This window comes from Gordonia polyisoprenivorans NBRC 16320 = JCM 10675 (genome assembly GCF_000241325.1).
Lineage (GTDB): Bacteria > Actinomycetota > Actinomycetes > Mycobacteriales > Mycobacteriaceae > Gordonia > Gordonia polyisoprenivorans.
Genome location: NZ_BAEI01000064.1, coordinates 23,405 through 50,332 on the forward strand (window position 1 = coordinate 23,405; position 26,928 = coordinate 50,332).

Sequence of the window (26,928 nt, forward strand, 5' to 3'; positions counted from 1 at the left end):
CAGTCATGTCTTCTGTGACCCTCGACCCCCGACTCGTCGTCGAACAACACCCCATGAGATCTCGACAATGGATCTGCGTGGCGCTCATGGTCGTCCTGAATGCGCTCGACGGATTCGACGTCCTCGCCAGCGCTTTCGCGGCGCCGGGCATCGCCAAGGACTGGGGGATCGCTCGAGGTGAGCTCGGCGTCATCCTGTCCGCAGAGCTGATAGGTATGGGCATCGGGTCTGTCGTGCTCGGCGGACTCGCCGACCGACTCGGCCGCAAACCGGCAATCCTGTTGTGTCTGAGCGTGATGTCGGTCGGCATGTTCCTCGCGGCAACCGCCGACGGGGTCGCCTTCTTGGTGGCGGTCCGGCTGATCACCGGCCTCGGTATCGGCGGCATGCTCGCCGCGATCAACGCGGTGACCGCCGAGACGTCGAGCGCCAAGGGCCGCAGCATCGCCATGTCGGCGATGGTCGTCGGCTACCCGGTGGGCGCGGTGATCGGTGGTCTGGTGGCGCAACACTGGTTGCTGGTGGCCTTCGACTGGCGTTCGGTCTTCGTGTTCGGTGCCATCGTGTCTGCGGTGATGATCCCGCTGGTGCTACTGCTCGTGCCCGAGACCCCCGCCTACTATGCGGCACGACGCCCCGACGACGCGGTGCGCAAGATCAACCGGAGCCTCAAAGCGCTGCAGCTTCCGCTCATCGACGCTCTGCCCAAACGCGTTACCGCAGCCGAGAAGCCACGGGTTCTGGATCTGCTGCGCAAGCCCGGTCTACGACGCACCACCGTGTTGCTCGCGCTCGGCTACACCTTCCACACCATCACCTTCTATTACGTGTTGAAGTGGGCCACCCAGATCGTCGCCGACCTCGGGTACTCGCCCGCACAGGCGGCCGGCGTACTCACCTGGGCCAACGTGGGTGGAGCGATCGGCTGTCTCATCTTCGGAATCGCCATGCGCTGGTGGGACATCAAGATCCCGCTGGCACTGTCCCTGATTCTCGGCGCATTGCTGGTCTTTGCCTTCGGCATGGGCAAGGATACCCTGCTCGGCTGGCAGGTCGGCGCGCTGCTCGCCGGGATGTTCACCAATGCGGCCATGGTGGGCTATTACTCGGCGTTCGCACGGTGCTTCCCGGCATACGCCCGAGCGACCGGCACCGGAATCGCCCTGGGAGTCGGGCGATTGGGTGCGGCGAGCTCGCCGTTGCTCGCGGGCTTGATGTTCCAGGTCCTCGGCGACCAGAGTCTGCTCCAGGTATCCGGGATCATGGGGCTGGGATCGCTTGTCGCCCTGGTACTGCTGTTCGCCCTGCCGATGCGCGACGCCGACCGGGCGATGACCGACGAGGCGCTGCCCGCGGTGGATACGAGATCCGCGGAACCCGCCTGAAGCCTCTTGCCACTGGTCGAGGTGAGAGGAGCGCGCCGGCGCCAAACCTCGAGACGCCTGTGCCGGTGAGGTCCTCCGCGTGGCGGTGCAGCGTCAGAGCACAGCTATGCCGAGGCGCTCGGCGCGCTCCACCAATGCCTTGGCTCGCACCAGATTCGGAAGGTCGCTGCCGTCGGTGACGTGTTGTCCATCACCGAGATGGTCGATGAGGCGACGAGCGTGTGCGAGTTCGCTGTCGCTGGGACTCAACACGGTGTTGATGACCCCGGCATGGTCGGGACGAAGGCACAAGCGGCCGGTCATGCCCATCGACGCCGCATGCACCGTGTCGGCGTGCAGGTCGTCGGCGTCGGCGGCCCGCGTGGGCCCGTCGATCGGTCCCGGTAGCCCAGCCACCCGAGATGCGATCACCAAGCGAGCTCTCGGGTAGGCAAGGGCGATCGGATCATCGGCCATACCGGTATCGCGGCGGAAGTCGCCGGACCCGAAGGCCAGGCGCACACACGACGGGTGCCGGGCGATAAGGGTGGCATCTTCCACCCCGGCTGCCGACTCGATCAGCGCGACAACCGGAACCCCGGCACCGAGACGGCCTGCCGTCGCGGCCACGTCGTTGCGACTCTCACATTTGGCGAGCACGACGCCGCGCAGCCCGGATGCCCCGGCGAGAGCGGCCATGTCGGCAGCCCAGTCCGGGGTTCCCGTCTGGGCCACACGCACCCAGGCGCTTGTCGAGCCGAGGAATCGGCGGACCGCCCTCCGTCCTGCCTGCTTGAGTGCGGGGGCCAGGCCGTCCTCGAGATCGAGGATGACCGCGTCGGCGTCGGATCGCAGTGCGACGTCGATCAGCTCGGGCTGGTCGGGTGCTGCCGGGGTCAGCAGCCAGCTGCGGGCGATGTCGAGATCGGGGCGGGCTGTCGGGTCGAGGGTCGAAGCGGTGGTGTCGAACGCCATGTGTCCTGCCTTTCCGTTGACGTGCCCATGGTTGCGCGTCGACGGCTGTCGGCCAAGGTTGTTGTCATTGTGTTCAGCGTCCGTATCCACGCCGATTGTGTCGATTCGCTCGTGGCCGAACGGACTTCCAGATGAGACCTCGGTCACTTTCGCGTGCCCATCCCGGCAATCCGGTCGACTAACCCCCTGATTGCCGAAAGTGCAGGCAAGGGGAGGTGGGCAATCGTGAAGTGGGGACACAGACGTGTGGAGGTGTCGATCGGATCGGCACGGATCACCGGGGCGTGGGCATACCTCGTCCGGACGGTGCTGTTCGTTGCCGGGTGCGGGCTTCTCGCGGCAGCACTCGCGCACACCGGCGACCTCGGGACGTGGTCACAGCGGTGGGGCGCGATGCCGGTGGCGACGGTGTTCGCGCTGGTGCTCGCGGTCGGCGTCGTCCTGTTCTACCTCGGTGCGGTTGCCATCGTCGCCTGGCTGATCGGCTGAGTGCCGCGTGCTGTGTCCCGAGACTCACGCTGACACAGAGGGCTGAGCACCTGGCCCATCGAGACCCAGAGATCGGGCGGTGGCCGCAAGTGCATCGTGGACTCCGTCGATAGTCCGCGGCGGATTCGACTGTGCGGGAACGGCGGCGGTCATCACCTGTTGCCACTGCTCGAGCCAGAGGTCGGGGAACGCACGCCGCAATACCTCGATCATGATCGGCACGGCGGTCGACGCCCCGGGAGAAGCGCCGAGTAAACCCGCGATCGATCGATCCGCGCTGACGACGAGTTCGGTGCCGGTCCGCAGTACTCCGCCCCGATCCGCATCCGGGGTGACCAACTGTGCGCGCTGACCTGCCGCGATCATGTCCCAATCGGCGGGATCGGCTCCGGGATAGAAGCGCTGGAGTTGCGCGAATTTGGTCGACTCCCGGGCGATCAGCTGCGATATGAGATATCGCACCAGCGCGAGATTGTCTCGGCCGGCGGCACTCAGCGTTCGTAGGTTGTGCCACCGCAGTGTCGCGAAGAAGTCGGTCCAAGTACCGTGCGCGAGAAGCTTGGTGCTGAAGGTGGCGTACGGGCCGAACAGCAGATAGGGCGTGCCGTCCACGACGCGTGCGTCCAGATGGGGAACCGACATCGGCGGGGCGCCGAGCGGTGCTTGGCCGTACACCTTGGCCCGATGCTGTTGAACCACCGCCGGGTTCGCGCACCGGAAGAACGCCGCGCCGACCGGTAACACTCCGTAGCCGCGGACCTCGTCAACGTGTGCGCGCTGCAGCAACGTCAGTGCCTTTCCGCCCGCGCCGACGAAGACGAATCGCGCGGTGATCTCGAATCGTTCACCGTCAGAGGTCTGTCCGCGAGCGACCCACCCGCCCTGGGAATTCCGACGCAGCGTCCTGATCTCGTGATCACAAAGCACCGTGCCGCCGGTGCGCGTGCTCACGGCGAACATCTCGCGGGTCAACGCGCCGAAGTCGACGTCGGTGCCGTCGGCGACCCGCGTTGCCGCGACGGTTTCCTCGGAGTGGCGGTCGGCCATCACCAAGGGCGCCCACCGGGCGATCTGTGCGCGGTCTTCGCTGTACTCGACATCGGCGAAACATGCTTGCCGCTTCAGGGTTTCGTACCTGCGCCGCAGATAGGTGATGTTGTCTTCGCCGAATACCACATCGAGATGTGGTGTTGCCGAGACGAATCGGGACGGTTCGACGAGTCCATTGTCGGCCAGGTACGACCACCATTGCCGGGTCGCCAGGAATTGCTCTGCGATACCGACCGCGTTGGTGGAGTCGGTGGGGTCCGGCATGTAATTGAGTTCGCAGTATCCGCTGTGGCCGGTACCCGCGTTGTTCCAGGCATTGCTGCTTTCCTGTGCCACGGCCGATCCGCGCTCCACAATGGTTGTCCGCCAGGATGGTTGGAGAACTGCGAGCATCGATGCGAGCGTGGCCGACATGATTCCGCCGCCGATCATGAGAACGTCGGTCGGCGCGAGGGTGCGATATCGGTGACTGAACATGATGTCCTTCCGTGGTATCGGCTCAGTGTGGGCCGCAGCTGATCGATGCGTCCAATGATTGTTCGGCACGATATGATCCGAAAATGGATGAATTGGTTGAGGCGCTCGCGCCCTGCCTTCGGGCTCTCGACGAACTCGAGGCGCAGGCCGGACATATGACGCGCGCGGCAACGTCGCTGGGTATCCCGCAGTCATCGATGAGCCGCCGAATCCACGCTCTCGAGCGGGAGCTCGGCATGGACCTGGTTGTTCGAGAGGGGCGGACCGTCGCGATGACCCCGCGAGCACGCGAACTCGCCACCAGGATGCGGCCGATACTCGGTGAACTCGCCGGGGTGTTGGCCGACACAGTATCGGCGGCCGACGCCGACCGCGGGACAGTGCGATTCGGTTACCCGCTGACGCTGGGATCAGGCACGATGCCCGAGATCCTTTCCGCGTTTCGTCGTCGGCACCCGGGCGTACACCTGCATCTCAAGCAGGCCCACGGCCAGGCGCTCGTGGATGACCTGCAGTCCGGAGAACTCGACCTCGCGGTGGTGATTCCGCCACCGGAGAAGTTGCCGCACAGACTGATCGGCCGCCAGAGCATCGTGATCGTCGTTCCCGACGACCATCGGCTGGCTCATCACCGACGTCTGCGCATCAGCGCGCTCAGTGGAGAGACCTTCATTGCCAACCCACCGAGTTACCACCTGCGACGAATGACCGAGGAGATCTGTCGGACCGCAGGGTTCGAACCGCAGGTCGCGATCGAGATCACCGAGTTCTCCTCGATCGTCGAGCTGGTCTCACGCGGCCTGGGGATCTCATTGCTGCCGCGGGGTATGGCCGGTGCCGGAATGGTCGAAATAGCTCCTATCGGGGGAATTGAGCGATATGTCGCACTCGTGGTGGGAGCGGCCGGCGAGACCGCAGTGACGACGACGCTGCATGACTTCCTGCGCGAGGCACTTCGATCCACCCCGCTGTAGTGCGGCTACCGGGTTGCCGTCCCACGATATGAAATGCGTTGGGTTGCCAAGTCGGGCGACGGCGGGCAGACTGCGAAACACTGACCACGGGCGCCCGGCGGGCGCGGGAGGGAATGTGCCGCATGGCCGATGCGCACCAACAGTGCAGGTCATCGGCTTTCGCGGCCCCGGTGAGCAGGCGCCGGTTCTTGTCGATGTCGGCTGCTGCGGGCATGGGAGTGGTTGGGGCGTCAGCTCTGGCGGCGTGTGCCCCGAGCGCCGGTTCGGGATTGGCGGACTCGCCCAACACCATTCGCGCGGCCATCGCAGGGGAGCCCGATCAGCTCGACCCGCACAGGACCAGCTCGTATTTCTCCTTCGAAATCCTCGAGAACATCTTCGACACACTCGTCGAGCCGAACGAGCAACTGCAGATGGTGCCCGCCCTCGCCCAGCGTTGGGAGGTCAGCCCGGACGCCACCCGATGGACGTTCACCCTGCGGCCCGGGGTGCAGTTCCACAACGGTGATCCGCTGACCGCCAACGACGTGGTGTACTCGTATCGCCGGATCATCGACCAACAGCTCTCCAGCTCATGGCGATTGGAAAACGTCGCCACCGTCGAGGCACCGGATGCGCAGACCGTCGTCCTCACCACCAAATCGCCGAGCCCGAACCTGCTCGCCAACATCGGTGGGTTCAAGGGCATGGCGATCGTGAACCCGCGCAATGTGGAATCCGGGGAGATCACCACCCGACCGATCGGCACCGGCCCCTTTGCCTACGAATCCGGCTCGCCCGGAACATCACTGGTCCTGAAGGCTCGTCCCGGACACTGGTCCGGCGGCCCGCACGTGGACGGCGTCGCCTTCAGTTTCATCTCCCAGGGCACCACCGCGGTCTCGGCCGTACGCTCCGGCGAGGTGGACTGGACCGATTCCATTCCGGCGCAACAGATCGGCATCCTGCGCAACGACGACGCGCTCACCGTCGGCACGGTGGTTGCCAACGACTACTGGTATGTGACCATGAACTTCGCGAAAGCGCCGTTCGGCGACACCAGGATTCGGCAGGCGGTCGCCTACGCCATCGACCGGCCGTCGATAGCGCAGGTCGTCGGCTACGGCACCGCCACCCCCAATCAGCTCGCCATCCCCAAGACGAGTCCGTGGTTCACCGAGTATGACCGCTACACCGCAGGCCTGACACGCGATGCGGCCCTGGACAAGGCGCGCGCATTGCTCCGAGCTGCCGGCCACCGCTCACTGCCCATGGGCCTGATGGTCACCACCGAATACCCCGAAACCGTCACCGCCGCCCAGGTCGTCGCGTCCAATCTCGCCGACGTCGGAATCGACGTGACCATCGAACAACTCGACTTCGGGGTGTGGCTCGACAGGCAATCCCAAGGCAAGTTCGACGCGCTGCTCCTCGGGTGGCTGGGCAACATCGACCCCGACGACTATTACTACGCCCAACACCACACGGGTGGCACGTCGAATTCTCAGAAGTACTCCAACCCGGCGGTCGACCGCCTCCTCGACGCCGGGCGCACCGAACTCGACGTCACCCGGCGCAAGTCGATCTACGCCGAGGCCGCCACCCGCATCGCCGACGACGTCAGCTACCTCTACCTCTACAATCCGTCGGCCACCCAGGCCTACACCACGGCATTGCTCGACTACACGGTGCGCTCGGACAAGGCCATCCGCTTCCGCGACGCGCGCCTGGACAGGAGCCGCGGACAATGAACGGATTCGGTTGGCCCCTCGTACGTTTCATCCTGCTGCGCCTGCTCTATTCGGCGATCGTCCTGCTCGGGGTGATCATCGTGGTGTTCTTGCTGATCCAGGTGGTGCCCGGCGACCCGGTGCGCATCGCATTGGGCACCCGGTACACCCCGCAGGCCTATGACGCCCTGCGGCACGCCTCGGGTCTCGATCAGCCTGCATTGACCCAACTCGTCCACTACATCGGCAACGTGTTCACCGGCGATCTCGGCGTGAGCTTTCGTGATAACGAACCGGTGACCACCACACTGCTGCAACGACTGCCGGCCACGATCGCGCTCGCCCTGTCGGCCATCGTCGTGGCGCTGGTGATCTCGATCCCGCTGGGCACGTGGGCGGCGATGCGCGAAGGACGGATGGCCGACAACAGTATTCGCGTCCTGTCGCAGTTCGGCATCTCCGTCCCCGACTTCTGGATGGGCATCCTGCTCATCGCCGTCTTCTCGACCGCACTGGGATGGCTGCCGTCGGCGGGCTATCGCCCGTTGTCGGCGGGGCCGGTGCCGTGGCTCGAACACATCATATTGCCGGCGATCACCGTCGGTGCCGTCACCGGCGCCATCATGACCCGGTATGTACGCACGGCGGTGCTCGAGGCGGCCAATGCGCCCTTCGTCGTCACCGCACAGTCCAAGGGGCTCAGTCGCCGCCGAATCCTGGTCGCACACATCGGCCGCAACGCGCTGGTACCGGTGCTGACCATCTCGGGTATCCAACTCGCGGCGCTACTCGGCGGCGTGATCGTGGTGGAGGTGGTGTTCGCCTGGCCGGGGTTGGGCAAACTCGTCTACGATTCCGTCGCCGCCCGCGACTACCCGATGCTGCAGGGCGCGATCCTGCTGATCGCGGCGATCTTCCTGATCGTCAATCTCGTCGTCGACGTGCTCTACGCCATCATCGACCCGAGGATTCGGCTCTCATGACCTTGACCGAGCCCATGGCCGCCCCGACCGGAACACCGGTGTCGACGGATTCCGCGTGGCGATTGTTCCTGCGCAATCGCGCGTCGGTGGCAGGCGTGATCGTGCTCGTCGTGGTCATCGTGTGCGCGATCTTCGGCCCGCTGATCGCGCCCTACGGCGCGAACGACATCAACGTGCCCGACGCGTTGTCCGCGCCGAGTTTGTCGCACCTGTTCGGCACCGACGACCTCGGCCGCGACATGTTTTCCCGAGTGGTTCTCGCCGCATCGGTCAGCATGCGGGTAGCCGTTGTCGCCGTGGCCATCTCGTTGATCGTCGGCGTCGTCCTCGGCATGTTCTCCGGATTCGCCGGCGGCGTGGTCGACACCGTCCTGATGCGGATCGTCGACGTGATGTTCTCCTTCCCGGTGATGCTGCTGGCGCTCGCGATCGTCGCGATCCTCGGGCCGGGAGTCACCTCGGCCATGGTGGCGATCGGCATCGTCTACATTCCGATCTTCGCGCGGGTCGCGCGCGCCGACACCCTTCGCGTGCGACAGACGCAGTATGTCGCCGCGGCCACGACGATGGGGGTCTCGACCTCGCGCACCCTGTTCTCCCATGTGCTGCCCAACATCTCGGGGCCGGTGGTGGTGCAGACGTCGATCTCGCTGGCGTTCGCGATCCTCTCCGAGGCAGCCCTGTCGTTCCTCGGACTGGGGGTGCAGCCGCCCGAACCGTCCTGGGGCCGAATGCTCTTCGATGCCCAGGGATTCATCACCAGCGCCTGGTGGATGGGGGTCTTCCCCGGCCTGGCGATCCTGCTGACGGTGTTCGCGTTCAACCTCATCGGCGACGGTGTGCGCGACGTCCTCGACCCGCGTCAGCGAACCCTGCTGCGCAACCGCGGGTCTCGGCGATCGCGCCGCCGCACGGCCGTCTCACCCGCGTCGCCACCGGCCGGTCGCCGAGACGACTCGAACACGGCCGACTCCGGCCCTCAGGATGCCGGGTCCGCCCCGGTACTGGCCGTCACCGACCTCGTCGTCGGGGTGGGCCCCAGGGAGATCGTGCACGGCGTCGGTTTCAGCGTCGCCAAGGGCGAAACCCTCGGCATCGTCGGAGAATCCGGATCGGGCAAGTCCTTGTCGGTGCTCTCGGCCACGGGTCTGTTCGACGCGCCGAGTGCCTACATCACCGGTAGCGCGCGCATCGGCGACACCGAAGTGATCGGCGCCTCCGACGCGGTCCTGCGGTCGGTGCACGGAGCGCGTGTCGGATTCGTGTTCCAGGACCCGTCGTCGAGTCTCAATCCGCTGCTGACCATCGAAGAACAACTGACCGAGGGGCCCCGACGTCACCTCGGTCTCAGCCGGTCGGCGGCCCGCGAGCGTGCGCTGAAACTTCTGCGGGACGTGCACCTACCCGACCCGGAAACGCGACTGCGGTCCTACCCGCACCAGTTGTCGGGCGGGCAGCGTCAGCGCGTGATGATCGCAGTGGCACTGGCCTGTGACCCCGACGTTCTCATCGCCGACGAGGCGACCACCGCGCTCGACGTCACCACCCAGGCCCAGATCATCGATCTCGTCGCCGACCTGCAGCGAGAGCGTGGAATGGCGGTGGTGTGGATCAGCCACGATCTCGGTGTCATCGGCCGGATCGCCGACCGCGTCATCGTGATGCGATCGGGTGCCGTGATCGAAAGCGGCTCGGTCACCGAGGTCTTCGCGCGCCCGCGTAACGATTACACCCGCACACTGCTGGATTCGCGACCGCTGCTCAGCCGGGTCGCCGACCGCGCCGAACCCGAATCTGAGGCGGTGGCTGCGGAATCGCCGATCGTCGCGGTCCGCGGGCTCGGGGTGGACTTCACGGTGCGACGCAGCACCGGACGCGAAACCCTGCACGCGGTACGGGATGTCGACGTCGCGGTCACCGCCGGCACCACACTGGGCATCGTCGGCGAATCCGGATCGGGCAAATCCACGATCGCCGGCGTGCTCAGCGGACTCGTCACCAGTGGTGCGGGCACCACCGTGCGCGGCAGCATCGAGGTCGACGTCGACGGACGTACCATCAACGCCGTCGGGGTCCGGGGCGCCGACGCCGCGCTTCTGCGCCGGCAGGTGGCGATGGTGTTCCAGGACCCGGGTGCCTCGCTCGATCCGCGAATGACCGCGCTGGCCTCGATCGCCGAACCGCTGCGCACACACGGACTCGTGTCCGGGCGTGAAGCGCTGCGTACGCGTGCCGAACAACTCCTCGCCGACGTCAGCCTCGACTCCTCGTTCCTGCGTCGCTACCCGCACGAGATGTCCGGCGGGCAGCGCCAACGAGTGTGTCTGGCAAGGGCTCTCGCCTCCGACCCGCAGGTGTTGATCCTCGACGAATCCACCGCCTCCCTCGACGTGTCGGTGCAGTCGGCGGTACTCGATCTCCTGGCGCAACTACAGCGGGAGAAGAATCTGACCTACCTGTTCATCGCGCACGACCTCGCCGTCGTCGAGCAGATCAGCGATACGGTGGCGGTCATGCAGGACGGTCGCGTCGTCGAACACGGCCCGGCGTCGCGGATTCTGCACGATCCCGAAACCGAGTACACCCGCAAGCTGCTCGCGGCGATCCCGCCGGAGACACCGCAGCGCGCCTGAGAATCGGCCGGGAAGGTGCTGACCGAGAGACGCAGACATGCCCAGGTTCGGCGCCTACCGTGAACTCATGACCTCGACGTTGACCAGCCCACCTGTCTCCGCAATTCTCGACCGACTCTACGAGCAGGCCGCACAGGGCGGGCGTCCGTCGGGTCCGCGATCCGCGGGTCCGCCCGCCGAGGTCTCGCCACAGGCGAAAGCCGACGCCGCCGAGGACCGCTACATGGCGATCGCACGGGACACGGGCATCCTGGCGTACTCCCTGATCCGCTCGGCGCGCCCGGCAGTCGTGGTGGAGTTCGGTATGTCCTACGGCATCTCGGCGCTCTTTCTCGCCGCGGCGCTGCGCGACAACGCCCTGGCCGACCCGGCAGCGGCCGGACATCTCTACACCACCGAGCTCAGTGCCAAGAAGGTCTTGGCCGCCGAGAAGACCTTCGCCGAGGCGCAACTCGCCGATCTGATCACCATCCTGGCCGGCGACGCCCGCGACACGCTCGAATCGGTGTCCGGTCCGATCGGGTTCGTCCTCCTCGACGGCTGGAAGGACCTCTATGTCCCGGTCCTCGATCTCCTCGAGCCGAAGCTGGCACCGGGCGCGATGATCCTGGCGGACAACACCTCCCACGCCGAGTCGGCGAGCTACCTCGACCGTGTCCGCAACTCCGGCGACTACGTCGGCGTCGGGCTGCCCGCCAAGCACGACGACACCGTCGAACTCAGTTGTCGACTCTGACCCGATCTTCACGGCACGGCACGGCACGGCGAGGCCAGCGCCATCGAAGCGGTGTCGCCGACGCGGCGGCCACGCTAGGCTCGACCGGTGACCTCCGCAGACGATCGCATCCGGTCCGCGTCCCGCGACATCCACGCCGACGCCGCAACGGTTTTCGCGTTGATCGCCGACCCCGCGCGTCAGCCGGACTGGGACGGCAACGACAACCTCGCCGAACTCGTCGACGGCACACGCATCCACGGCGTGGGTGACGTGTTCTCGATGCGGCTGACCAACGGTCAGGTTCGCGAGAACCGGATCGTCGAATTCGACGACAACCGCCTCATTGCGTGGAAGCCCAACGAGCCGGGCAAGCCGAGCCCCGGCCATCTGTGGCGGTGGGAGATCGAGCCGATCGACGACGCGGCGGTGCGGGTGACCCATACCTACGACTGGACCGAACTCGACGACCCGGTACGCATGGAGCGTGCCCGGGCGACGACGCCGGAACGGCTACGGGCGTCGATCGATCGGCTCGCCGCGCTCGTCGAATGATTCCGGGTGAAGGTGTGCCCGTGAACCGGGCACAACATCACCCGCAACGGGCGCGCACAATTATCCAGTGCGATAGTCGCCATCAGTAATTGAACATCACGAATATGTGTGGCAGTCTGGCGCTGTGGTCGGGGAGGGGCCCCGCCCGGGGAGGATGTCATGGCTGCTCGACGGACGATGGTGCGCACGCTCTCGGGAATCGGTATCGGGGTGATGCTCTCGGCGGGAGCCGCCCTCGCCGCCGGAACCGGCCAGGCCGATGCCGCTCCGAACATCCACTGTGCCGGCCAGATCTGCCACAACTACGGTGATCAGATCGGTATCGGATTCGGGACCTATCAGTGCCCCAACGGAATCCAGTATCCGTCGTTCGCGGTGGTGCCGCCGTTCGGCACCGCAGCGGTGTACCCGGCCAACTGTGGTGGCGTGAAGTCGCTCTACTGACGTATCTACCGGTGACGAAAGGGCCCGTCAGGTCAGCGCGACCAGCAGTGCCACGACGATCACGATGACGGCGAGGAAGACCACCGCACCCACGATCACGGCCACACGGGTGCCGGTGCTCTGCTGCGGTGGCACCTGAGCCTGAGCCTGAGCCTGAGCCTGAGCCTGGGATTGCGGATGCGGAACCGGCTGCGGCCCAACCGGAAAGCCCAGCTGTGGTGCCCCCATCTGTGGTGCTCCCATCTGCGGTGCGCCGGTCGCGCCGGCCACCGGCGGGATGTAGGTGACCGGCGGCAGTTGTCGGCCCATGGTGACGTGCGGGTTCACCGCCGCCGGTGGGGCCGGCACGGCTCCGACCCCTCCGACGCTCGCCGGTGGATTCGGCATCGACGGTGCGGAGGGCATGGGCGGTGCCGCTACGATCCGTCCCTCCAGGGCGTCGGTGGCGGCCTGTGCCAGTTCGCCTGCGGTGACGAACCGCTCGGCGGGATTCTTGGCCATCCCACGTGCGACGACGGCGTCGAAGGGGCTGTGCAGCATAGGCGGCGGCGTGTTGAGGTGTGCGGCGACGAGGACCTGGAGGTCGCCGGCGCCGAAAGGCGCCGAGCCGGTGAGGCATTCGACGAGAACACAGGTCAGCGCGTAGATGTCGGTGGCGGGGGTGGCGATGTTGCCCGCACCGAAGCGTTCGGGTGCCATGTAGGCGAACGATCCGACTGCTGCGCCGGTGTCGGTGAGCCGCGGATCGGTGGTGGTCTGGGCCAACCCGAAATCGACGAGATAGGCGAAATCGTTGCTGTCGATGAGGATGTTGTCGGGTTTGACGTCGCGGTGCACGAGTCCGGCCGCATGCGCGGTGTCGAGGGCGTGGGCGATCTGCTCGATGATCGACACGGCGCGGTCGGGTGCCAGCGGGCCCGCGCCGAGAAGCTTGCGCAGATCGCTGCCGCCGGCCACGATTCGCATGTCCAGGAACAGGAATCCGTCGATCTCGCCCCAGTCGTGGATGGGGATCACGTGGGGATCGCTCAACTGCGCCGCCATCCGCGATTCGCGCAGGAACCGCTCGCGGAACAGGGAATCGCCGGCGAACTGCGGAGACAGCAACTTCAATGCGACGGTGCGCCCGCGACGGGAGTCGCGGGCCTCGTAGACCTCGCCCATGGCACCACGGCCCAGCAACCGTTGCAGGGTGTAGTCACCCAGAACGGAGCCGCTGCGGTCGGCGGGGTCGTGCATGCTGCGGTGGTCCTCCTGCTCGCCCGGGCGCCGAGCGGATTCGTTCCGGCGGGACGTCTTCTCGCGGTACGCTACCCGTTCGGTGTCGCGGCCGCGGGCAGGACTCGCGCAACCAGCGCCCAACCGCCGTTCCGGGTGTTTCGTCCGGTCCTCCAATCGGGTCCGAACTCGCAGGGCGCCAACATCATTCGTCGGGACCCGTCGATCGCACCGGCCGAATCCGTGCGGGGAGGCGGGGTCGGTCATACAGACGGCCCGGCCACCCCTGACGGGGGACCGGGCCGGGTGTGGACGGCGCATCGAGCCGCTACGGCTCGAGTCGCACTCCTAGTGGGCGGCCACCATGACCTCATCACCCTCGGTCACCGGCAGCGGTCCGCTGCGGATGACGACCGCTGCGATCAGCGCGCCGAGCGCGAACACGCCGGCCGCCACCCAGAAGGCCACGGTGTAGGAGTGCACGGCGGCCATCATCTTGAGCTGCTCGAGGCTCGTTGCGTGAGCGGCGTTCGACGTCGCATAGGAGGCTGCGGCACTCGAGGCGATGGTGCTCAGCAGGGCTGTCCCCACCGAACCGCCGACCTGCTGCATGGTGTTGACCGTGGCCGACGCGACGCCCGCGTCCTCGGGTGAGACCCCCGAGATCGCGCCCTGCATGGCCGGCGCCATCGAGGCGCCGAGGCCGACGCCCATGATCAGCAGGCCGGGCAGGATGTTGGCCGCATAGGTGCTCGAGTCGTCGAGCTGGGTGAGGAACACCATGCCGACCGCTGCGATCGACAAACCGATGGTCATCAACCAGCGCGGGCCGAAGCGGGGCAGCAGCACCGCGGTCGAGGTCGTCGCGGTGACGATCAGGGCGCCGATCATCGGCAGGAACGCCAGGCCGGTGCGGACCGGGCTGAACTGCAGGTTCTGCTGCAGGTAGTAGGTGAGGAACAGGAAGATGCCGAACATCCCGATACCGACGATGAACACCGCGAGGTAGGAGCCACCGCGAGTGCGGTCGAGGATCACGCGCAGGGGGAGCAGGGCGTGCGGGGTGCGCGACTGCAGCCACACGAACAGGGCCAGCAGGGCGGCACCGGCCACCAGCCAGGTGATGGTCGCCCAGTCATTCCAGCCGTTGGTCTCGGCGTTGGAGAAGCCGTAGACGATGGAGAACAGGGCGGCCGATACCGTGACGACGCCGGGGAGATCCAGCTTGGGCCGGACCTCGGCGCGATGCGGACCGATGAACAGGACGGCACCGACCAGCGCGATCGCGGCGATCACCAGATTGACGTAGAGGCACCAGCGCCAGTCGGCCCACTCGGTGAGCATGCCGCCGAGCAGCAGGCCCAGGGCGCCACCGCCGCCGGCGATCGCTCCGAAGATGCCGAAGGCCTTGCCGCGCTCGGACGGATCGGTGAACGTCGTGGTGAGCAGCGACAGAGCGGCCGGAGCCAGCAGTGCGCCGAAGACACCCTGACCGGCACGTGCGGCGACCAACATGTCGAAGTTGACCGCGGCACCGCCGACCGCCGACATGACCGCGAATCCTACGAGGCCGATGATGAAGGTGGTCCGCCTGCCCAGCAGGTCGGAGAGGCGGCCGCCGAGTAGCAGCAGGCTGCCGAAGGCGAGGGCATAGGCGGTGACGATCCACTGCCGGTCGGCGTCGCCGAACTGCAGGGCGGTTTGTGCGTGCGGCAGTGCGATGTTGACGATGGTGGCGTCGAGCACGACCATCAGCTGGGCGAGGCCGAGCACGCCGAGAATGACCCACCGCAGGCGATGGTGCCGGTCGGCTGCCGACTCGGCGGGAACCGCGAGTTCGCCGTCTCCGGACTTTTCGAGAGTTGTTGTCATGGGGACTCCCTGTGGACTAGGTGGAGGACATGCCTCCGGTTACCTGGGTGACAACGGCACCCAACTGGAGATGATTCCTCCGTTTGCTAATCTGTGACCATGACCACTGCATCTGCGTCGGATACGTCCGCTTCGTCGGGTAAACCGCTGCGCGCGGACGCCGAACGCAACCGGCTGCGGATCATCTCCGCGGCGCGGGGGCTCTTCGCCGAGCGTGGACTCGACGTGTCGCTCGACGACGTCGCCGAGGCCGCCGGCGTAGGGGTGGGCACCGTGTACCGGCGCTTCGCCAATCGCGACGACCTGGTGTTCGGCGTTTTCCTGGAACACCTGAAATCGGTGGTCGCCCGGACCGGTGAGGCGATCGACGACGAGGACCCGTGGAATGCCGTGGTGGGGTTGATGACCTGGATGTGTCAGGTGATGTCGGAGGATCGGGGTCTGGCCGCGATCATCATGACGATCGACCACAGCAATCCCGAGATCGAGGCCCTCAAGGCCACCCTGTCCGAGCGCATCGAGAAGATCTTCGACCGCGCGATGGCCGCGGGTGTGCTCCGGCCGGATCTGACCCCCACCGATTTCTACGCGCTGTTCACCATGCTCAAGGCGGTCTCCGAGGTCACCGAGCAGTGCGCGCCGGGCACCTGGCGTCGCTACCTCGACCTCATCCTCGACGCCGTCAGCGCCGAACCGTCCCGCACCACGCTCGGTGCGCCGCCGATGACCCCGGAGCAGATCCGCGAGATGCAGAAGGCGCACAAGGCCGGACGGTGAGGACCCGGGCGACTAGGTGATGAGTTTCTCGCTCTTGAGCCAGTCGTAGGCAACGTCGGAGGGATCCTGACCGTCGATGTCGACGCGGCCGTTGAGCTCCTGCATGAGTTCGTCGGTCAGACGCTCCGAGATCGTGGCCATCAGCGGCGCGATCTCCGGATGCGCCTTCAGGACGGATTCACGGACCACGACGGTCCCGCTGTAGGGCAGGAAGTACTTCTTGTCGTCGACGAGCACCTTGAGGTCGAGATTCTTGATGCGGCCGTCGGTGGTGTACACCATGCCGAAATTGCACGGTGAACTCTTGGCGGTGGAGGTGTAGACCACGCCGGAATCCATCTGCGTGACGTTGCCCGACGGCACCCCGTTGGGCGCGTTGTAGGGCATGTCGTAGGTCTTGAGCATGGGCAGGAATCCGTCTGGGCGCGAGAAGAACTCGTCGTTGACACAGAAGGTGCGCTGATCGACGGGCAGGCGGGCGATGTCCGACATCGTGGTGACGTTGAGCCGCTTGGCCGTCGACGACGACGCCGCGAACGCGTAGGTGTCGTTGAAATTCGCGGGCGGCAACCACGCCAGATGATTCTGGGCGAGTTCGACGTCGTGGACCTGCTGCCACAACTGTTGGGGGTCGGGGATGACCTTGGTCTCGTGCAGGTAGGTCACCCACGCGGTACCGGTGTACTCCCACGCCAGATCCGCGGCGCCGTTGAGCATCGCCTGGCGGCTCGAGGCCGACCCGGGTGCGTTGGTGAGGTCGGTGACATCGGCGCCGGCCGCCGCGAGATAGGTGGCGGCGATCTTGCCCAGCAGGATGCTCTCGGTGAAATTCTTGGACGTGACCGTGATCTCGGCCCCGGCGAGTGGTGTCTTGCCGTCGGGCAGCGAGGATTTGTGGAAGGTGCCCGACGAGCTGACCAAGCCGCACCCGGCGATGACCAGGACGCTCACGGCGAGGATCAGCAGCGCCGAGAGCGGGCGGCGTCCGGAGCGGTTCGAACGATTCAGGGTCGACATCAGATCCCTCGCGGTGTGGCCACCAGCTCGACGAGCCGGCCGAGCCAATCGATGATCAGGGCCAGCAGACCCACCAGGATCGCTCCGGAGATCAGCAGTTTCGGCAAGAACAACGTGATACCGGTGGTGATGAGTGTCCCCAGGCTGGTGGCACCGATGAAGGTACTCAGGGTTGCGGTACCGACCAGGATGACTAGCGCCGTGCGCACGCCGTTGAGGATCACCGGCACGGCCAGCGGCAGTTCGACGAGCACGAGCGTGCGGGCCGCGGACATGCCGATGCCTCGCGAGGCCTCGATCGTGCGGCGGTCCACCTGTTGCAGACCGACGATGGTGTTCTGCAGGATCGGCAGGATCGCGTACACGACCAAACCGACCACCGCAGTACGGAATCCGGTCCCGAGCCAGAAGGTGAACAGCACGAGTAGGCCCACGGCGGGGGCGGCCTGACCGATATTGGCGATGTTCACCGCGATCGGGTTGAGCCAGCGCATCGACGGGCGGGTCAGCAGGATGCCCAGGGGGATGGCGATGACCACCACGATCACCGTCGCCACCAGGGTCAGTTTGATGTGATCGAGGATCGTGGTCTGCAGGGTCGACCACGACAGCGCGGCGCTCTCGGTCTCGGTGAACGTCGTGGACTGATACCAGATGATGTAGCCGACACCGATGACGACGATGAGCAGCGGCTCCAACCACACGTCCATCGGGAACCGCCGAAACCGTTGCAGCGCCGAACTCATCGCCCCGGGCCGCTCGGCCGCGATCCCGGTGGCGCCGGCCGCCTCGACGCTCGTCATGCGCCCGACGCCGTTCGCTCGCCGGCGTCCACGTCGTCCTCACCGTCGTCGGTGGCGGCCACGATCGGTGTCTCGATGGGCCCGGTACCGTCGGCGTGTTCGATGTAGGAGGTGTGCGACTCTTCCTCTCTCGCCTCGGCGAGCTGGGCCTGGATGATGTCCATGACCGATTTGATGCCCAGGGACCCGATCACCGCGCCCCGTCGATCGGTCACCAGTGTTCCGCCCTGACTCGCGGCGAGCATCGTGTCGAGTGCGTCGTTGAGGGTCGACGAGGATGCCACCACCGGAAGTCGTTGGTCGACATAGTCCGACACGGTTTTCTTGCTCGCGAGTTCCTCCAGCGACGGCCACGCACGTGGGTGGCCCGCCTGGTCGACGACGACCACCCATTTGTGGCCGGCTGCGCGGGCCCGGGTGAGGGCGTCGGCGGCCGGTTCGCCCACGTGGACGGTCGTCACCTCGTCGTGGGCGACGTCGCGGACCCGTGACAGCGTCAGATGAGCCAGTGTCGCACCGGATCCGATGAACTCCTCGACGAAGGGTGTGGCCGGGTTGGCGAGGATCTCCTCGGGGGTGGCGTACTGCTCGACGTGGCCGCCCTGCGACAGGATGAGCACCTTGTCACCGAGTTTGGTGGCCTCCTCGAAATCGTGGGTGACGATCACGATCGTCTTGCCGAGTTCCTTCTGGATGCCGATCAGGCTGTCCTGCAAGCGGACCCGGGTGATCGGATCGACCGCGCCGAAGGGCTCGTCCATGAGCAGGACGGGCGGGTCGGCGGCGAGCGCGCGGGCCACACCGACGCGCTGCTGCTGACCGCCGGACATGTCCTTGGGGAGCCGGTGGGCGAATGCGTCGGCGTCGAGGCCGACGAGATCGAGTAGGTATTCGGTGCGCTCGGCGATGCGTTTCTTGTTCCAGCCGAGGACCCGGGGAATCGCCCCGATGTTCTTGGCGACGTCCCAGTGCGGGAACAGCCCGCCGGACTGGATGACGTATCCGATCGACTGCCGCAGCTTGTCGGGGTTCTCCTTGGTGACATCGCGGCCACCGATGTAGATCCGACCCTCGGTCGGCTCGATCAGTCGGTTGATCATCTTCAGGGTCGTCGTCTTGCCGCATCCGGACGGCCCGACGAACGCCACGATGTGCCCGGCATCGATGTCGAGGTCGAGACGCTCCACAGCGGGTTTGTCCTGTCCCCGATACCTTTTGACGACACCCTCGAGGGTGATCGACGCGCCGGTGACGGTGCGGTCGCTGGCGGCCGCCGAGACGGTGGCGTCGGCTGGCTGGGTCATTTCAGTCCCCTCGAGATGGTGAGTCGGCCGAGCAGAACGAGTAGGGCATCGAAGACCAGGGCGACGATGACGATGAGAATCGTTCCGGTGAGAGCCATTTCCAATGCGTTCGCGCCGCCGAGGCGCGAAAGCCCGCTGAAGATGAGCGATCCCAGACCGGGACCGAGTACGTAGGCGACGATCGCGGCGACACCGACGATCATCTGGGTCGAGACCCGGATACCGGTGAGGATCACCGGCCACGCGATCGGCAGCTCGACGGTGAGCAGTATTCGCCACCGCGACAACCCGATTCCGCGAGCGGCTTCGACGACTGTGCCCGGTACCGAGCGCAGTCCGACGACGGCGTTGCCGATCACCGGCATCGTCGCGAAGAACGCGAGCATGAGGAACGAGGGCACCACACCGAGTCCGAAGGGCACGATCAGCAGCGCCAACAGGGCCAGTGACGGAATCGTCAGGGCCACGCGGCTCGACGTCAGGGTCAGCGCCGAGGCCAGTGGCAGCCGGTACACCAGAACGGCGACGACGATGGCGATCGCCGTTCCCACCAGGACGGTTTGAAAAGCCAGGGAGGCGTGTTGGTACGTCAGGAACGTCAGAGTGCTTGCGTGCTGCGAGATGTAGTCCCAAAGGTGCACGTCCGACATCCCTTCACGCATGGGGCACTTGCGCGGTAGACGCAATCGACCTTGGATCACCTTACGGCGGAATGTGCGGCGCGGTGGCGCAATTCGCGCGCAAAGGTCTCCCCGGGTCGTCGAATCGGTCTCCGTACGCCGCCGCTGACCTGCATAGATATCGATGAGGTCACAAAGATTCCCGATGATCGGATCGACGGTGTCGCAGGTGGGGGCGGCGGGTCACCCGGGGTCCGTTCGGCGGATGCCCTGGGTTTCATCGAGGTCGTAAGCTGGTCGGCATGGCAGTCAGTCGTCCCACCGACAAGTCCGACGAGGTCCAGCGCGCTCCGCGGGCCCGGATGACCGGTGCGCAGCGGCGGCTGCAACTCATCGAGGTGGCGCGAGGATTGTTCGCCGAGCGTGGTTTCGAGGCCACCTCGATCGAGGAGATCGCGCAGCGCGCCGGGGTGTCCAAACCGATCGTCTACGAGCATTTCGGCGGCAAGGAGGGGCTGTATGCCGTCGTGGTGGACCGGGAGATGGAGACACTCCTGGAGATGGTCACCTCGTCACTGAGCAAGAACCGCTCGCTGTATCGCATCCAGCAGGTGGCGCTGGCGCTGTTGACCTACATGGAGGAGCGCACCGACGGATTTCGGATCCTGGTGCGCGGCGACTCCACCAACAGCAGCGAGACGGCGACCTACTCCAGCCTGCTCAACGACGCCATCAGCCAGGTCGAACACATCCTGGCCGGCGACTTCGAGCGGCGCGGCTTCGAGCCGACGCTCGCGCCCCTCTATGCGCAGGCGCTCGTCGGCATGGTCTCGGTGACCGCGCAGTGGTGGCTCGACGTGCGCGAGCCGTCGAAAGAGGTGGTCGCCGCCCATCTGGTGAATCTGTGCTGGAACGGGCTGACCCGCCTCGACCCGCATCCCGAACTCGTCGGACCCGACTACGTCGAACCCGATCACCGCACCCCCGAGGCGGACTGAGAACCGCCAGGTTCGCTAGGGCATGTCTCCCAATTCCCTTTGCGCGTCTTTGCGGCTCGATGGCCCCCTGGCGGCGTTGTCGTCGGTCACGATAGCTCCGCTATCGCTCCCTCCTCCGCCTTGCCAGGAAACCATCGACCTCGCAAATCCATCGCAGAGGAATTGGGAGACACGCCCTAGGTCAGCACGACGCTGCGTTTGGCCAGTCCCATCCAGAAACCGTCGATCGCCTCGTCGGGCCGCTGTTCGGGATCGTCGCCCGCGCCGAGTGCGACGAACAGCGGTGCGAAGTGCTCGATGGTGGGGTGCGCGTAGGGCATTCCCGGGGCCCGGCGCCGAAAGTCGATGAGCGACTCCACATCCCCGGCGGCGAAACACTCATGCGCCCATGCGTCGAACTCGGCCGACCACGTCGGCGCCGCCGCGTCGGGACGCCGATCGGTCAGGTACGGCAGCCCGTGAGTGGTGAAGCCGGAGCCGATGACGAGCACGCCCTCGTCACGCAAGGGGGCCAGTCGCCTGCCGAGCGCCAGCAGTGCCTCGGGTTCGAGCGTCGGCAGTGACACCTGCAGGACGGGGATCTGCGCGTCGGGGTACATCACGGTCAACGGAACGTAGGCGCCGTGATCGAGACGTCGGCGGGCGTCGTGGGCGACCGGGGTGCCGTCGGGCATCAGTGCCTCGACCCGGGCGGCGAGGTCAGGAGCGCCCGGCGAGTCGTAGGTGGTGCGGTAGAAGCGCTCGTCGAATCCCCAGAAGTCGTAGGTCAGCGGCGTGCGCGAGTCGGTGGAGCCGATCGTCAGCGGCGCGGCCTCCCAATGCGCCGACACGACGAGGATCGCGCGCGGTCGGGGGAGTCGCCCCGCCAGCGCACGCAACTGCTCCACCCACAGCGCGCTGTCGACGAGTGGCGGGGCGCCGTGGCTCAAGAACAGGACGGGCGCACGCGACGGTACTTCTGACATGGTCATACGATACGAAACAGAACCGCGGTCCGTTTCATTTCGCGGCGATCCGCCCGCGCGATGGTGGCCTCCGGCACACGACCTACAATCACACGAGTGTCCTCTTCACCTGCCCTCGCCGGGCTCGCCGCGGTCACGTGCTCGGACGCATCGCTGTCCGCCCTGCGCGAGAAGGGCGACACCCCCCGTCTCGACATCACCGGACCCGACGCCGCGCGCCCCTTCGTGGTGGCCGCCCTCGCGCACGGCACCGCGCCGCTGCTGGTGGTCTCGGCCAACGGTCGCGAAGCCGACGACCTGACCGCCGAACTGGCCGAACTGCTCGACGATCCCGACGCGGTCGCGCAGTTCCCGTCGTGGGAGACCCTGCCGCACGAACGCCTCTCACCGAGCGCCGACACCGTCGGTCGCCGTCTCGCGGTGTTGCATCGACTCGCCGAGCCGGGAAAGACGCCGCTACGGGTGATCGTGACGACGGTGCGCTCGCTGGTCCAGCCCATGGCGCCGGGGCTCGGTGAGGTCCGCACCATCACGCTGCGCGAGAACATCGAGATCGATTTCGACAAGCTGCTCGCCGACCTCGTCGAGATGGCCTACGAGCGCGTCGACATGGTCGGTCGTCGGGGTGAGTTCGCGGTCCGTGGAGGCATCCTCGACGTGTTCCCGACGACTGCGGACTATCCGGTCCGAGTGGAGTTCTGGGGCGACGAGATCACCGAGATGCGGGCGTTCTCGGTGGCCGATCAGCGCAGCCAGCCCGAGGTCGACGCCTCGGTGGTACAGATCCACCCGTGCCGTGAACTCGTGCTGACCGATCAGGTGCGCAACCGGGCGGCCGATCTCGCCGCCGAACATTCCGCAGATCAGGCGTTGTCGGAGATGCTGACCAAACTCTCCGAGGGCATTCCGGTGGAGGGGATGGAGGCCCTCATCCCGGCGCTGGTCGACGGACGGATGCAGTTGCTCACCGAGGTCCTGCCCGACGGGTCGCGGGTGTTGATCCTCGATCCGGAGAAGGTCCGGACCCGCGCCGCCGACCTCGCCGCCACCGGTGCGGAGTTCCTCGAGGCGTCCTGGAACGCCGCCGCACTGGGTGCCTCGGCGCCGGTCGACACCCGCGGCGGTTCCGCCGGAATCGACTTGCAGGCCAGCGCGTATCGGCCGCTCGACGAGGTTCTCGACACCACGGTCGAGGCCGGGCGGTCCTGGTGGACGATGAGCCCGCTGTCGTCGGGTTTCGACGCCGAATTCGACCTCGACCTGACCCCGGGGCCCACTCCGCACGGCAGCGACGACGAGATCGCGCAGACGTTCGCGATGCTCCGCGCGCACGTCGCCACCGGCAAACCCGCGGCGATCGTGGTGGCGGGCAAGGGAACCGCAACCCGCATCGCCGAACGGCTGTCGGACGCCGAGGTTCCGCACAAGCTCGCCGACGCCGGCGCGCCACCGGTCGCCGGGGAGGTGAGCGTGTACTGCGGCACCCTGCGGCGCGGCGTGATCGCGCCGTCGGCCGGACTGGTGATCGTCACCGAGAGCGACCTGACCGGAGCGCGGGTCGCGGCCGTGCGTGACGGGCGACGGCTCCCGGCCAAGCGGCGCAACCAGGTTGATCCGCTCGCGCTGACCGCCGGTGATCTCGTGGTGCACGACCAGCATGGCATCGGCAAGTTCGTCGAGATGATCGAACGCACCGTCTCGGGTGCGCGGCGGGAGTACCTCGTGCTCGAATACGCGGCGGGCAAACGCGGGCAACCCGGCGACCGGCTCTACGTGCCGATGGATGCCCTCGACCAGCTCTCCCGCTACGTCGGCGGTGAGCAACCGTCCCTGTCGAAACTCGGCGGGTCGGATTGGCAGAACACCAAACGCAAGGCGCGCAAGGCGGTTCGCGAGATCGCCGGTGAGCTCGTGCAACTGTACGCCGCCCGCCACGCCGCCCCGGGCTACGCCTTCAGTCCCGACACGCCGTGGCAGCGTGAGATGGAGGACGCCTTCGACTTCACCGAGACCGTCGACCAGATGACGGTGATCGGCGAGGTCAAGGACGACATGGAAAAGGCGGTCCCGATGGACCGCGTCATCGTCGGTGACGTCGGCTATGGCAAGACCGAGATCGCGGTGCGCGCGGCGTTCAAGGCCGTCCAGGACGGCAAGCAGGTTGCCGTGCTGGTCCCGACAACCATTCTGGCGCAACAACATCTGCAGACCTTCACCGAACGGATGGCCGGGTTCCCGGTGCGGGTGCGTGGCCTGTCGCGCTTCACCGACGCCAAGGAGTCCAAGGAGATCATCGAGCAGATGGCACAGGGTTCGGTCGACGTCGTCATCGGCACCCATCGCCTGCTGCAGACCGGGATCGTCTGGAAGGACCTCGGTCTGGTGATCGTCGACGAGGAGCAGCGCTTCGGGGTCGAGCACAAGGAACACATCAAATCGCTGCGCACCCATGTCGACGTGCTGACGATGTCGGCGACGCCGATCCCGCGCACCCTGGAGATGTCGATGGCGGGCATCCGCGAGATGTCGACGATCCTCACCCCGCCCGAGGAACGTCACCCGGTGCTGACCTATGTCGGCGCCTACGCGCGCAAGCAGGTTGCCGCGGCGATTCGCCGAGAACTGTTGCGTGACGGGCAGATCTTCTACGTCCACAATCGGGTCTCGACCATCGACAAGACCGCCAAGGACATCGCCGACATGGTGCCCGAGGCGCGGGTGGTGGTCGCACACGGACAGATGAACGAGGATCAGCTCGAGCGCACCGTGTCCGGATTCTGGAACCGCGAATACGACGTGCTGGTGTGTACCACCATCATCGAGACCGGACTCGACATCTCCAACGCGAACACCCTGATCGTCGACCGCGCCGAGAATCTCGGCCTGTCGCAGCTGCATCAGTTGCGTGGACGCGTCGGCCGCAGTCGTGAACGCGGATACGCCTATCTGCTCTACAGTCCCGAGAAACCGCTCACCGAGACGGCCTACGACCGCCTGGCGACCATCGCGCAGAACAATGAGCTCGGCGCCGGAATGGCGGTGGCGCTCAAGGACCTCGAGCTGCGCGGGGCCGGAAACGTCCTCGGCGCAGAGCAATCCGGACACGTCGCGGGCGTCGGTTTCGATCTGTACGTCCGTCTGGTCGGCGAGGCGGTGGAGGCCTACCGGGCCGCGGCCGACGGCACACCGGTCACCACCGAGGAATCGACGGAGGTGCGCATCGATCTCCCGGTCGACGCCCACATCCCGGTCGAATACGTCGACTCCGATCGTCTGCGTCTCGAGGCGTATCGCAAACTCGCCTCGGCCACCGACGACGACGAGGTGTCTGCGGTGCTCGCGGAGTTGCTCGACCGGTACGGCGAACCGCCGGAGGAAACCCGGCGACTCGCCGCGATCGCGAAACTCCGTCTGCGGTGCCGAGAACGGGGTGTCGCCGAGATCGGTGCGGTCGGCACCAACGTCAAGATCTCGCCGCTGCATCTGCTCGACAGTGAACAGGTCCGACTCAAGCGGCTGTATTCGGCGGCGTCCTACCGCGCCACCACGTCGGTCGTGACGCTGCCGATCCCGCGCACCGGTGGGGTCGGATCCGCGCGTCTGCGCGACAACGAACTCATCGACTACCTGACGACGTTCCTGACTCAGCTCAAGCCCACGCCGGCAGCCTAGGAGTCGGTGGCGTCAGAGTCGGGGGTGTCAGAGTCGGTGGCCTCAGAGTCGGGGGCCGGCGGGGTTTGGTTGGTCTCGTCGTACTTCTGCTGGGCGTTCGTCCGCCACTGGGAGAACTTGCGGTTGACGGTGACCGCGACGTCGGCCGCGGCCTGCCCGACGCCGTCGACCACGCCGGAGAGTCCGTCGCGCAGCCCCTTGACCAGTGGGTCCTGCGACTCGTCGAAGTTGTCGCGATAGGTGCGGGCGGCCTCCCCGGCGTCGTCGGAGAACTTTGCGGTGTCGTCATCGGTGCGCAACGGGTATGTGCCGGAGACGATTCGGCCGTACTCGCCGCGGTCGACCCAGCGGGTGAGTTCGGCTGCGCGCAGCACCGAGAAGGGATGGGTCGCCAACTCGAGATTCAACAGTTTGAGCACGCCGTCGCGCAGGTCCCCGGTGCGCTCGTACTCCCGGGCCTGCGCCACGAAGGCCTGGGTGTCCATCTGCTCGAGGTGCTTGCCACCCGCGAGCTTGAGCTCGACCCGTAGCGCGACGTCGAGGTCCTGGCAACACAAAAGGCCGGCGCGATCTCCGGAGAGCTCGGACTTGCGTTGCCATTCCATCAACGCGGCGACCACCGCGCGCAGGGCCCATCCACCGATCGGGATGAAACCGATGGACGCGGCGAGCCGGGTGAGGTGCATGAGCATCGTGCGGTACACCGCATGGCCGGAAAGTGCGTGTCCGAGTTCGTGTCCGATCACAAAGCGCATCTCGTCGTGATCCATCAGCTCGTACATCGCCGAGGTCACCACGATGAACGGCGTGTCCATGCCGATGCAGTAGGCGTTCACGATCGGCGACTGTGTGACGAACAGTTCGGGTGTCGTCGGGGCATCGAGCGTGGCAACGCACTCACCGAGCAGCGTATCGAGGTCGGCGAACTGCTTGTCGCTTGCGCGCGCCGACGTGGCCAGGTACAGGAGCCGATGCTGACGCTCTCGTAGCAGCCCCGACAGCGTCTTGAGGACCTGGTCGAATCCCTTGAGCTTGCGCAGCGCCGTCAGCGCGGTGCGGTCGGACGGGTGCTCCCAGGTGCGCGAACTGATCCCGGGGAACTGCGCTCGCGACGCGACGACCTCGGTGGAACTCGACATGTGGCTTCCCTCCCACGACACGGATCTCCGACGATTCGGACAGGGTATAGGGTAGCGAATCAGCTATTGATCATCGGCAATGGCGCGTGACATTCATGTGGTCGGACGACTGCGGGGATGGAGCTGATCGAGCGGTTACCTCGGTGGGCGCAAACGACTGTCGTCGTCCTGCGAG

Annotated in this window: 22 protein-coding genes; 12 read left to right on the plus strand and 10 right to left on the minus strand. The window is 66.6% G+C overall.

The genetic code is table 11. The features are described 5' to 3' along the window. The first annotated feature begins 5 nt into the window (after positions 1-5). Positions 6-1,385 (plus strand): MFS transporter, encoded by a 1,380-nt coding sequence (locus tag GOPIP_RS16435; RefSeq protein WP_244421165.1) that lies wholly within the window; start codon positions 6-8, stop codon positions 1,383-1,385. A gap of 93 nt (positions 1,386-1,478) precedes the next feature. Here GOPIP_RS16435 and GOPIP_RS16440 read toward each other — a convergent pair whose 3' ends face one another. Then, positions 1,479-2,339 (minus strand): HpcH/HpaI aldolase/citrate lyase family protein, encoded by an 861-nt coding sequence (locus GOPIP_RS16440; protein ID WP_035728248.1) that lies wholly within the window; start codon positions 2,337-2,339, stop codon positions 1,479-1,481. 225 nt (positions 2,340-2,564) lie between these two features. Between GOPIP_RS16440 and GOPIP_RS16445 the strand changes: the two genes are divergently transcribed. Next, entirely contained in the window at positions 2,565-2,828 is a 264-nt protein-coding gene (locus tag GOPIP_RS16445; protein ID WP_006370865.1) for a hypothetical protein, read from the plus strand. A gap of 24 nt (positions 2,829-2,852) precedes the next feature. Here the strand turns inward: GOPIP_RS16445 and mqo are convergent, their stop codons facing one another. Further along, positions 2,853-4,355, minus strand: a complete 1,503-nt coding sequence (gene mqo / locus GOPIP_RS16450; RefSeq protein ID WP_006370866.1) for a malate dehydrogenase (quinone) — start codon at positions 4,353-4,355, stop codon at positions 2,853-2,855. 83 nt (positions 4,356-4,438) lie between these two features. Between mqo and GOPIP_RS16455 the strand changes: the two genes are divergently transcribed. The 7 genes from GOPIP_RS16455 to GOPIP_RS16485 all read left to right on the plus strand — a co-directional run bounded on the left by GOPIP_RS16455 (position 4,439) and on the right by GOPIP_RS16485 (position 12,368). After that, positions 4,439-5,329, plus strand: coding sequence for a LysR family transcriptional regulator (locus GOPIP_RS16455; RefSeq protein WP_006370867.1), 891 nt, complete (start codon positions 4,439-4,441; stop codon positions 5,327-5,329). A gap of 122 nt (positions 5,330-5,451) precedes the next feature. Further along, positions 5,452-7,059: an ABC transporter substrate-binding protein gene (locus tag GOPIP_RS16460; RefSeq protein WP_035728249.1), complete on the plus strand. Its 1,608-nt coding sequence runs from the start codon at positions 5,452-5,454 to the stop codon at positions 7,057-7,059. Next, positions 7,056-8,021, plus strand: a complete 966-nt coding sequence (locus tag GOPIP_RS16465) for an ABC transporter permease (protein ID WP_006370869.1) — start codon at positions 7,056-7,058, stop codon at positions 8,019-8,021. Before GOPIP_RS16460 ends, GOPIP_RS16465 begins: the two co-directional genes overlap by 4 nt. Next, entirely contained in the window at positions 8,018-10,654 is a 2,637-nt protein-coding gene (locus GOPIP_RS16470; RefSeq protein WP_006370870.1) for an ABC transporter ATP-binding protein/permease, read from the plus strand. The genes GOPIP_RS16465 and GOPIP_RS16470 overlap by 4 nt, the downstream gene beginning before the upstream one ends. Positions 10,655-10,721: 67 nt before the next feature. Beyond that, positions 10,722-11,390: an O-methyltransferase gene (locus GOPIP_RS16475; RefSeq protein ID WP_035728251.1), complete on the plus strand. Its 669-nt coding sequence runs from the start codon at positions 10,722-10,724 to the stop codon at positions 11,388-11,390. Between the two features lie 87 nt (positions 11,391-11,477). After that, on the plus strand, positions 11,478-11,924 hold the full coding sequence (locus GOPIP_RS16480; protein ID WP_006370872.1) for an SRPBCC family protein: 447 nt from the start codon (positions 11,478-11,480) through the stop codon (positions 11,922-11,924). 159 nt (positions 11,925-12,083) lie between these two features. Next, the gene (locus GOPIP_RS16485) at positions 12,084-12,368 is read left to right on the plus strand and encodes a hypothetical protein (RefSeq protein WP_006370873.1); all 285 of its coding nucleotides are present in this window, start codon (positions 12,084-12,086) and stop codon (positions 12,366-12,368) included. A 27-nt stretch (positions 12,369-12,395) separates the two neighbouring features. On the opposite strand, the gene GOPIP_RS16490 is transcribed toward GOPIP_RS16485, so the two are convergent. Both GOPIP_RS16490 and GOPIP_RS16495 read right to left on the minus strand, forming a co-directional pair. Continuing rightward, entirely contained in the window at positions 12,396-13,607 is a 1,212-nt protein-coding gene (locus tag GOPIP_RS16490) for a serine/threonine-protein kinase (protein WP_006370874.1), read from the minus strand. A gap of 327 nt (positions 13,608-13,934) precedes the next feature. Beyond that, positions 13,935-15,458: an MFS transporter gene (locus tag GOPIP_RS16495; RefSeq protein ID WP_006370875.1), complete on the minus strand. Its 1,524-nt coding sequence runs from the start codon at positions 15,456-15,458 to the stop codon at positions 13,935-13,937. A gap of 99 nt (positions 15,459-15,557) precedes the next feature. Here GOPIP_RS16495 and GOPIP_RS16500 point away from each other — a divergent pair, with 99 nt between their 5' ends. Then, positions 15,558-16,235: a TetR/AcrR family transcriptional regulator gene (locus GOPIP_RS16500; protein ID WP_006370876.1), complete on the plus strand. Its 678-nt coding sequence runs from the start codon at positions 15,558-15,560 to the stop codon at positions 16,233-16,235. 12 nt (positions 16,236-16,247) lie between these two features. Here the strand turns inward: GOPIP_RS16500 and GOPIP_RS16505 are convergent, their stop codons facing one another. From GOPIP_RS16505 to GOPIP_RS16520, 4 genes are read right to left on the minus strand one after another with little or no spacing between them, the layout of a single operon-like run. After that, positions 16,248-17,252, minus strand: a complete 1,005-nt coding sequence (locus GOPIP_RS16505; protein WP_006370877.1) for a glycine betaine ABC transporter substrate-binding protein — start codon at positions 17,250-17,252, stop codon at positions 16,248-16,250. Next, positions 17,252-18,055, minus strand: coding sequence for an ABC transporter permease (locus tag GOPIP_RS16510; RefSeq protein ID WP_006370878.1), 804 nt, complete (start codon positions 18,053-18,055; stop codon positions 17,252-17,254). Before GOPIP_RS16510 ends, GOPIP_RS16505 begins: the two co-directional genes overlap by 1 nt. After that, positions 18,052-19,359 (minus strand): ABC transporter ATP-binding protein, encoded by a 1,308-nt coding sequence (locus GOPIP_RS16515; RefSeq protein WP_006370879.1) that lies wholly within the window; start codon positions 19,357-19,359, stop codon positions 18,052-18,054. The genes GOPIP_RS16510 and GOPIP_RS16515 overlap by 4 nt, the downstream gene beginning before the upstream one ends. Next, positions 19,356-20,000: an ABC transporter permease gene (locus tag GOPIP_RS16520; protein WP_006370880.1), complete on the minus strand. Its 645-nt coding sequence runs from the start codon at positions 19,998-20,000 to the stop codon at positions 19,356-19,358. The genes GOPIP_RS16515 and GOPIP_RS16520 overlap by 4 nt, the downstream gene beginning before the upstream one ends. A 281-nt stretch (positions 20,001-20,281) precedes the next feature. Between GOPIP_RS16520 and GOPIP_RS16525 the strand changes: the two genes are divergently transcribed. Beyond that, positions 20,282-20,977, plus strand: a complete 696-nt coding sequence (locus tag GOPIP_RS16525) for a TetR/AcrR family transcriptional regulator (protein WP_006370881.1) — start codon at positions 20,282-20,284, stop codon at positions 20,975-20,977. Between the two features lie 176 nt (positions 20,978-21,153). Here the strand turns inward: GOPIP_RS16525 and GOPIP_RS16530 are convergent, their stop codons facing one another. Next, the gene (locus tag GOPIP_RS16530; RefSeq protein ID WP_035728232.1) at positions 21,154-21,948 is read right to left on the minus strand and encodes a dioxygenase family protein; all 795 of its coding nucleotides are present in this window, start codon (positions 21,946-21,948) and stop codon (positions 21,154-21,156) included. Between the two features lie 90 nt (positions 21,949-22,038). On the opposite strand from GOPIP_RS16530, the gene mfd reads away from it, so the two are divergent. Then, positions 22,039-25,614 (plus strand): transcription-repair coupling factor, encoded by a 3,576-nt coding sequence (gene mfd / locus GOPIP_RS16535; RefSeq protein ID WP_006370883.1) that lies wholly within the window; start codon positions 22,039-22,041, stop codon positions 25,612-25,614. Here the strand turns inward: mfd and GOPIP_RS16540 are convergent. After that, on the minus strand, positions 25,611-26,753 hold the full coding sequence (locus GOPIP_RS16540) for a M48 family metallopeptidase (RefSeq protein WP_035728234.1): 1,143 nt from the start codon (positions 26,751-26,753) through the stop codon (positions 25,611-25,613). The genes mfd and GOPIP_RS16540 overlap by 4 nt on opposite strands. Positions 26,754-26,928: the final 175 nt, after the last annotated feature.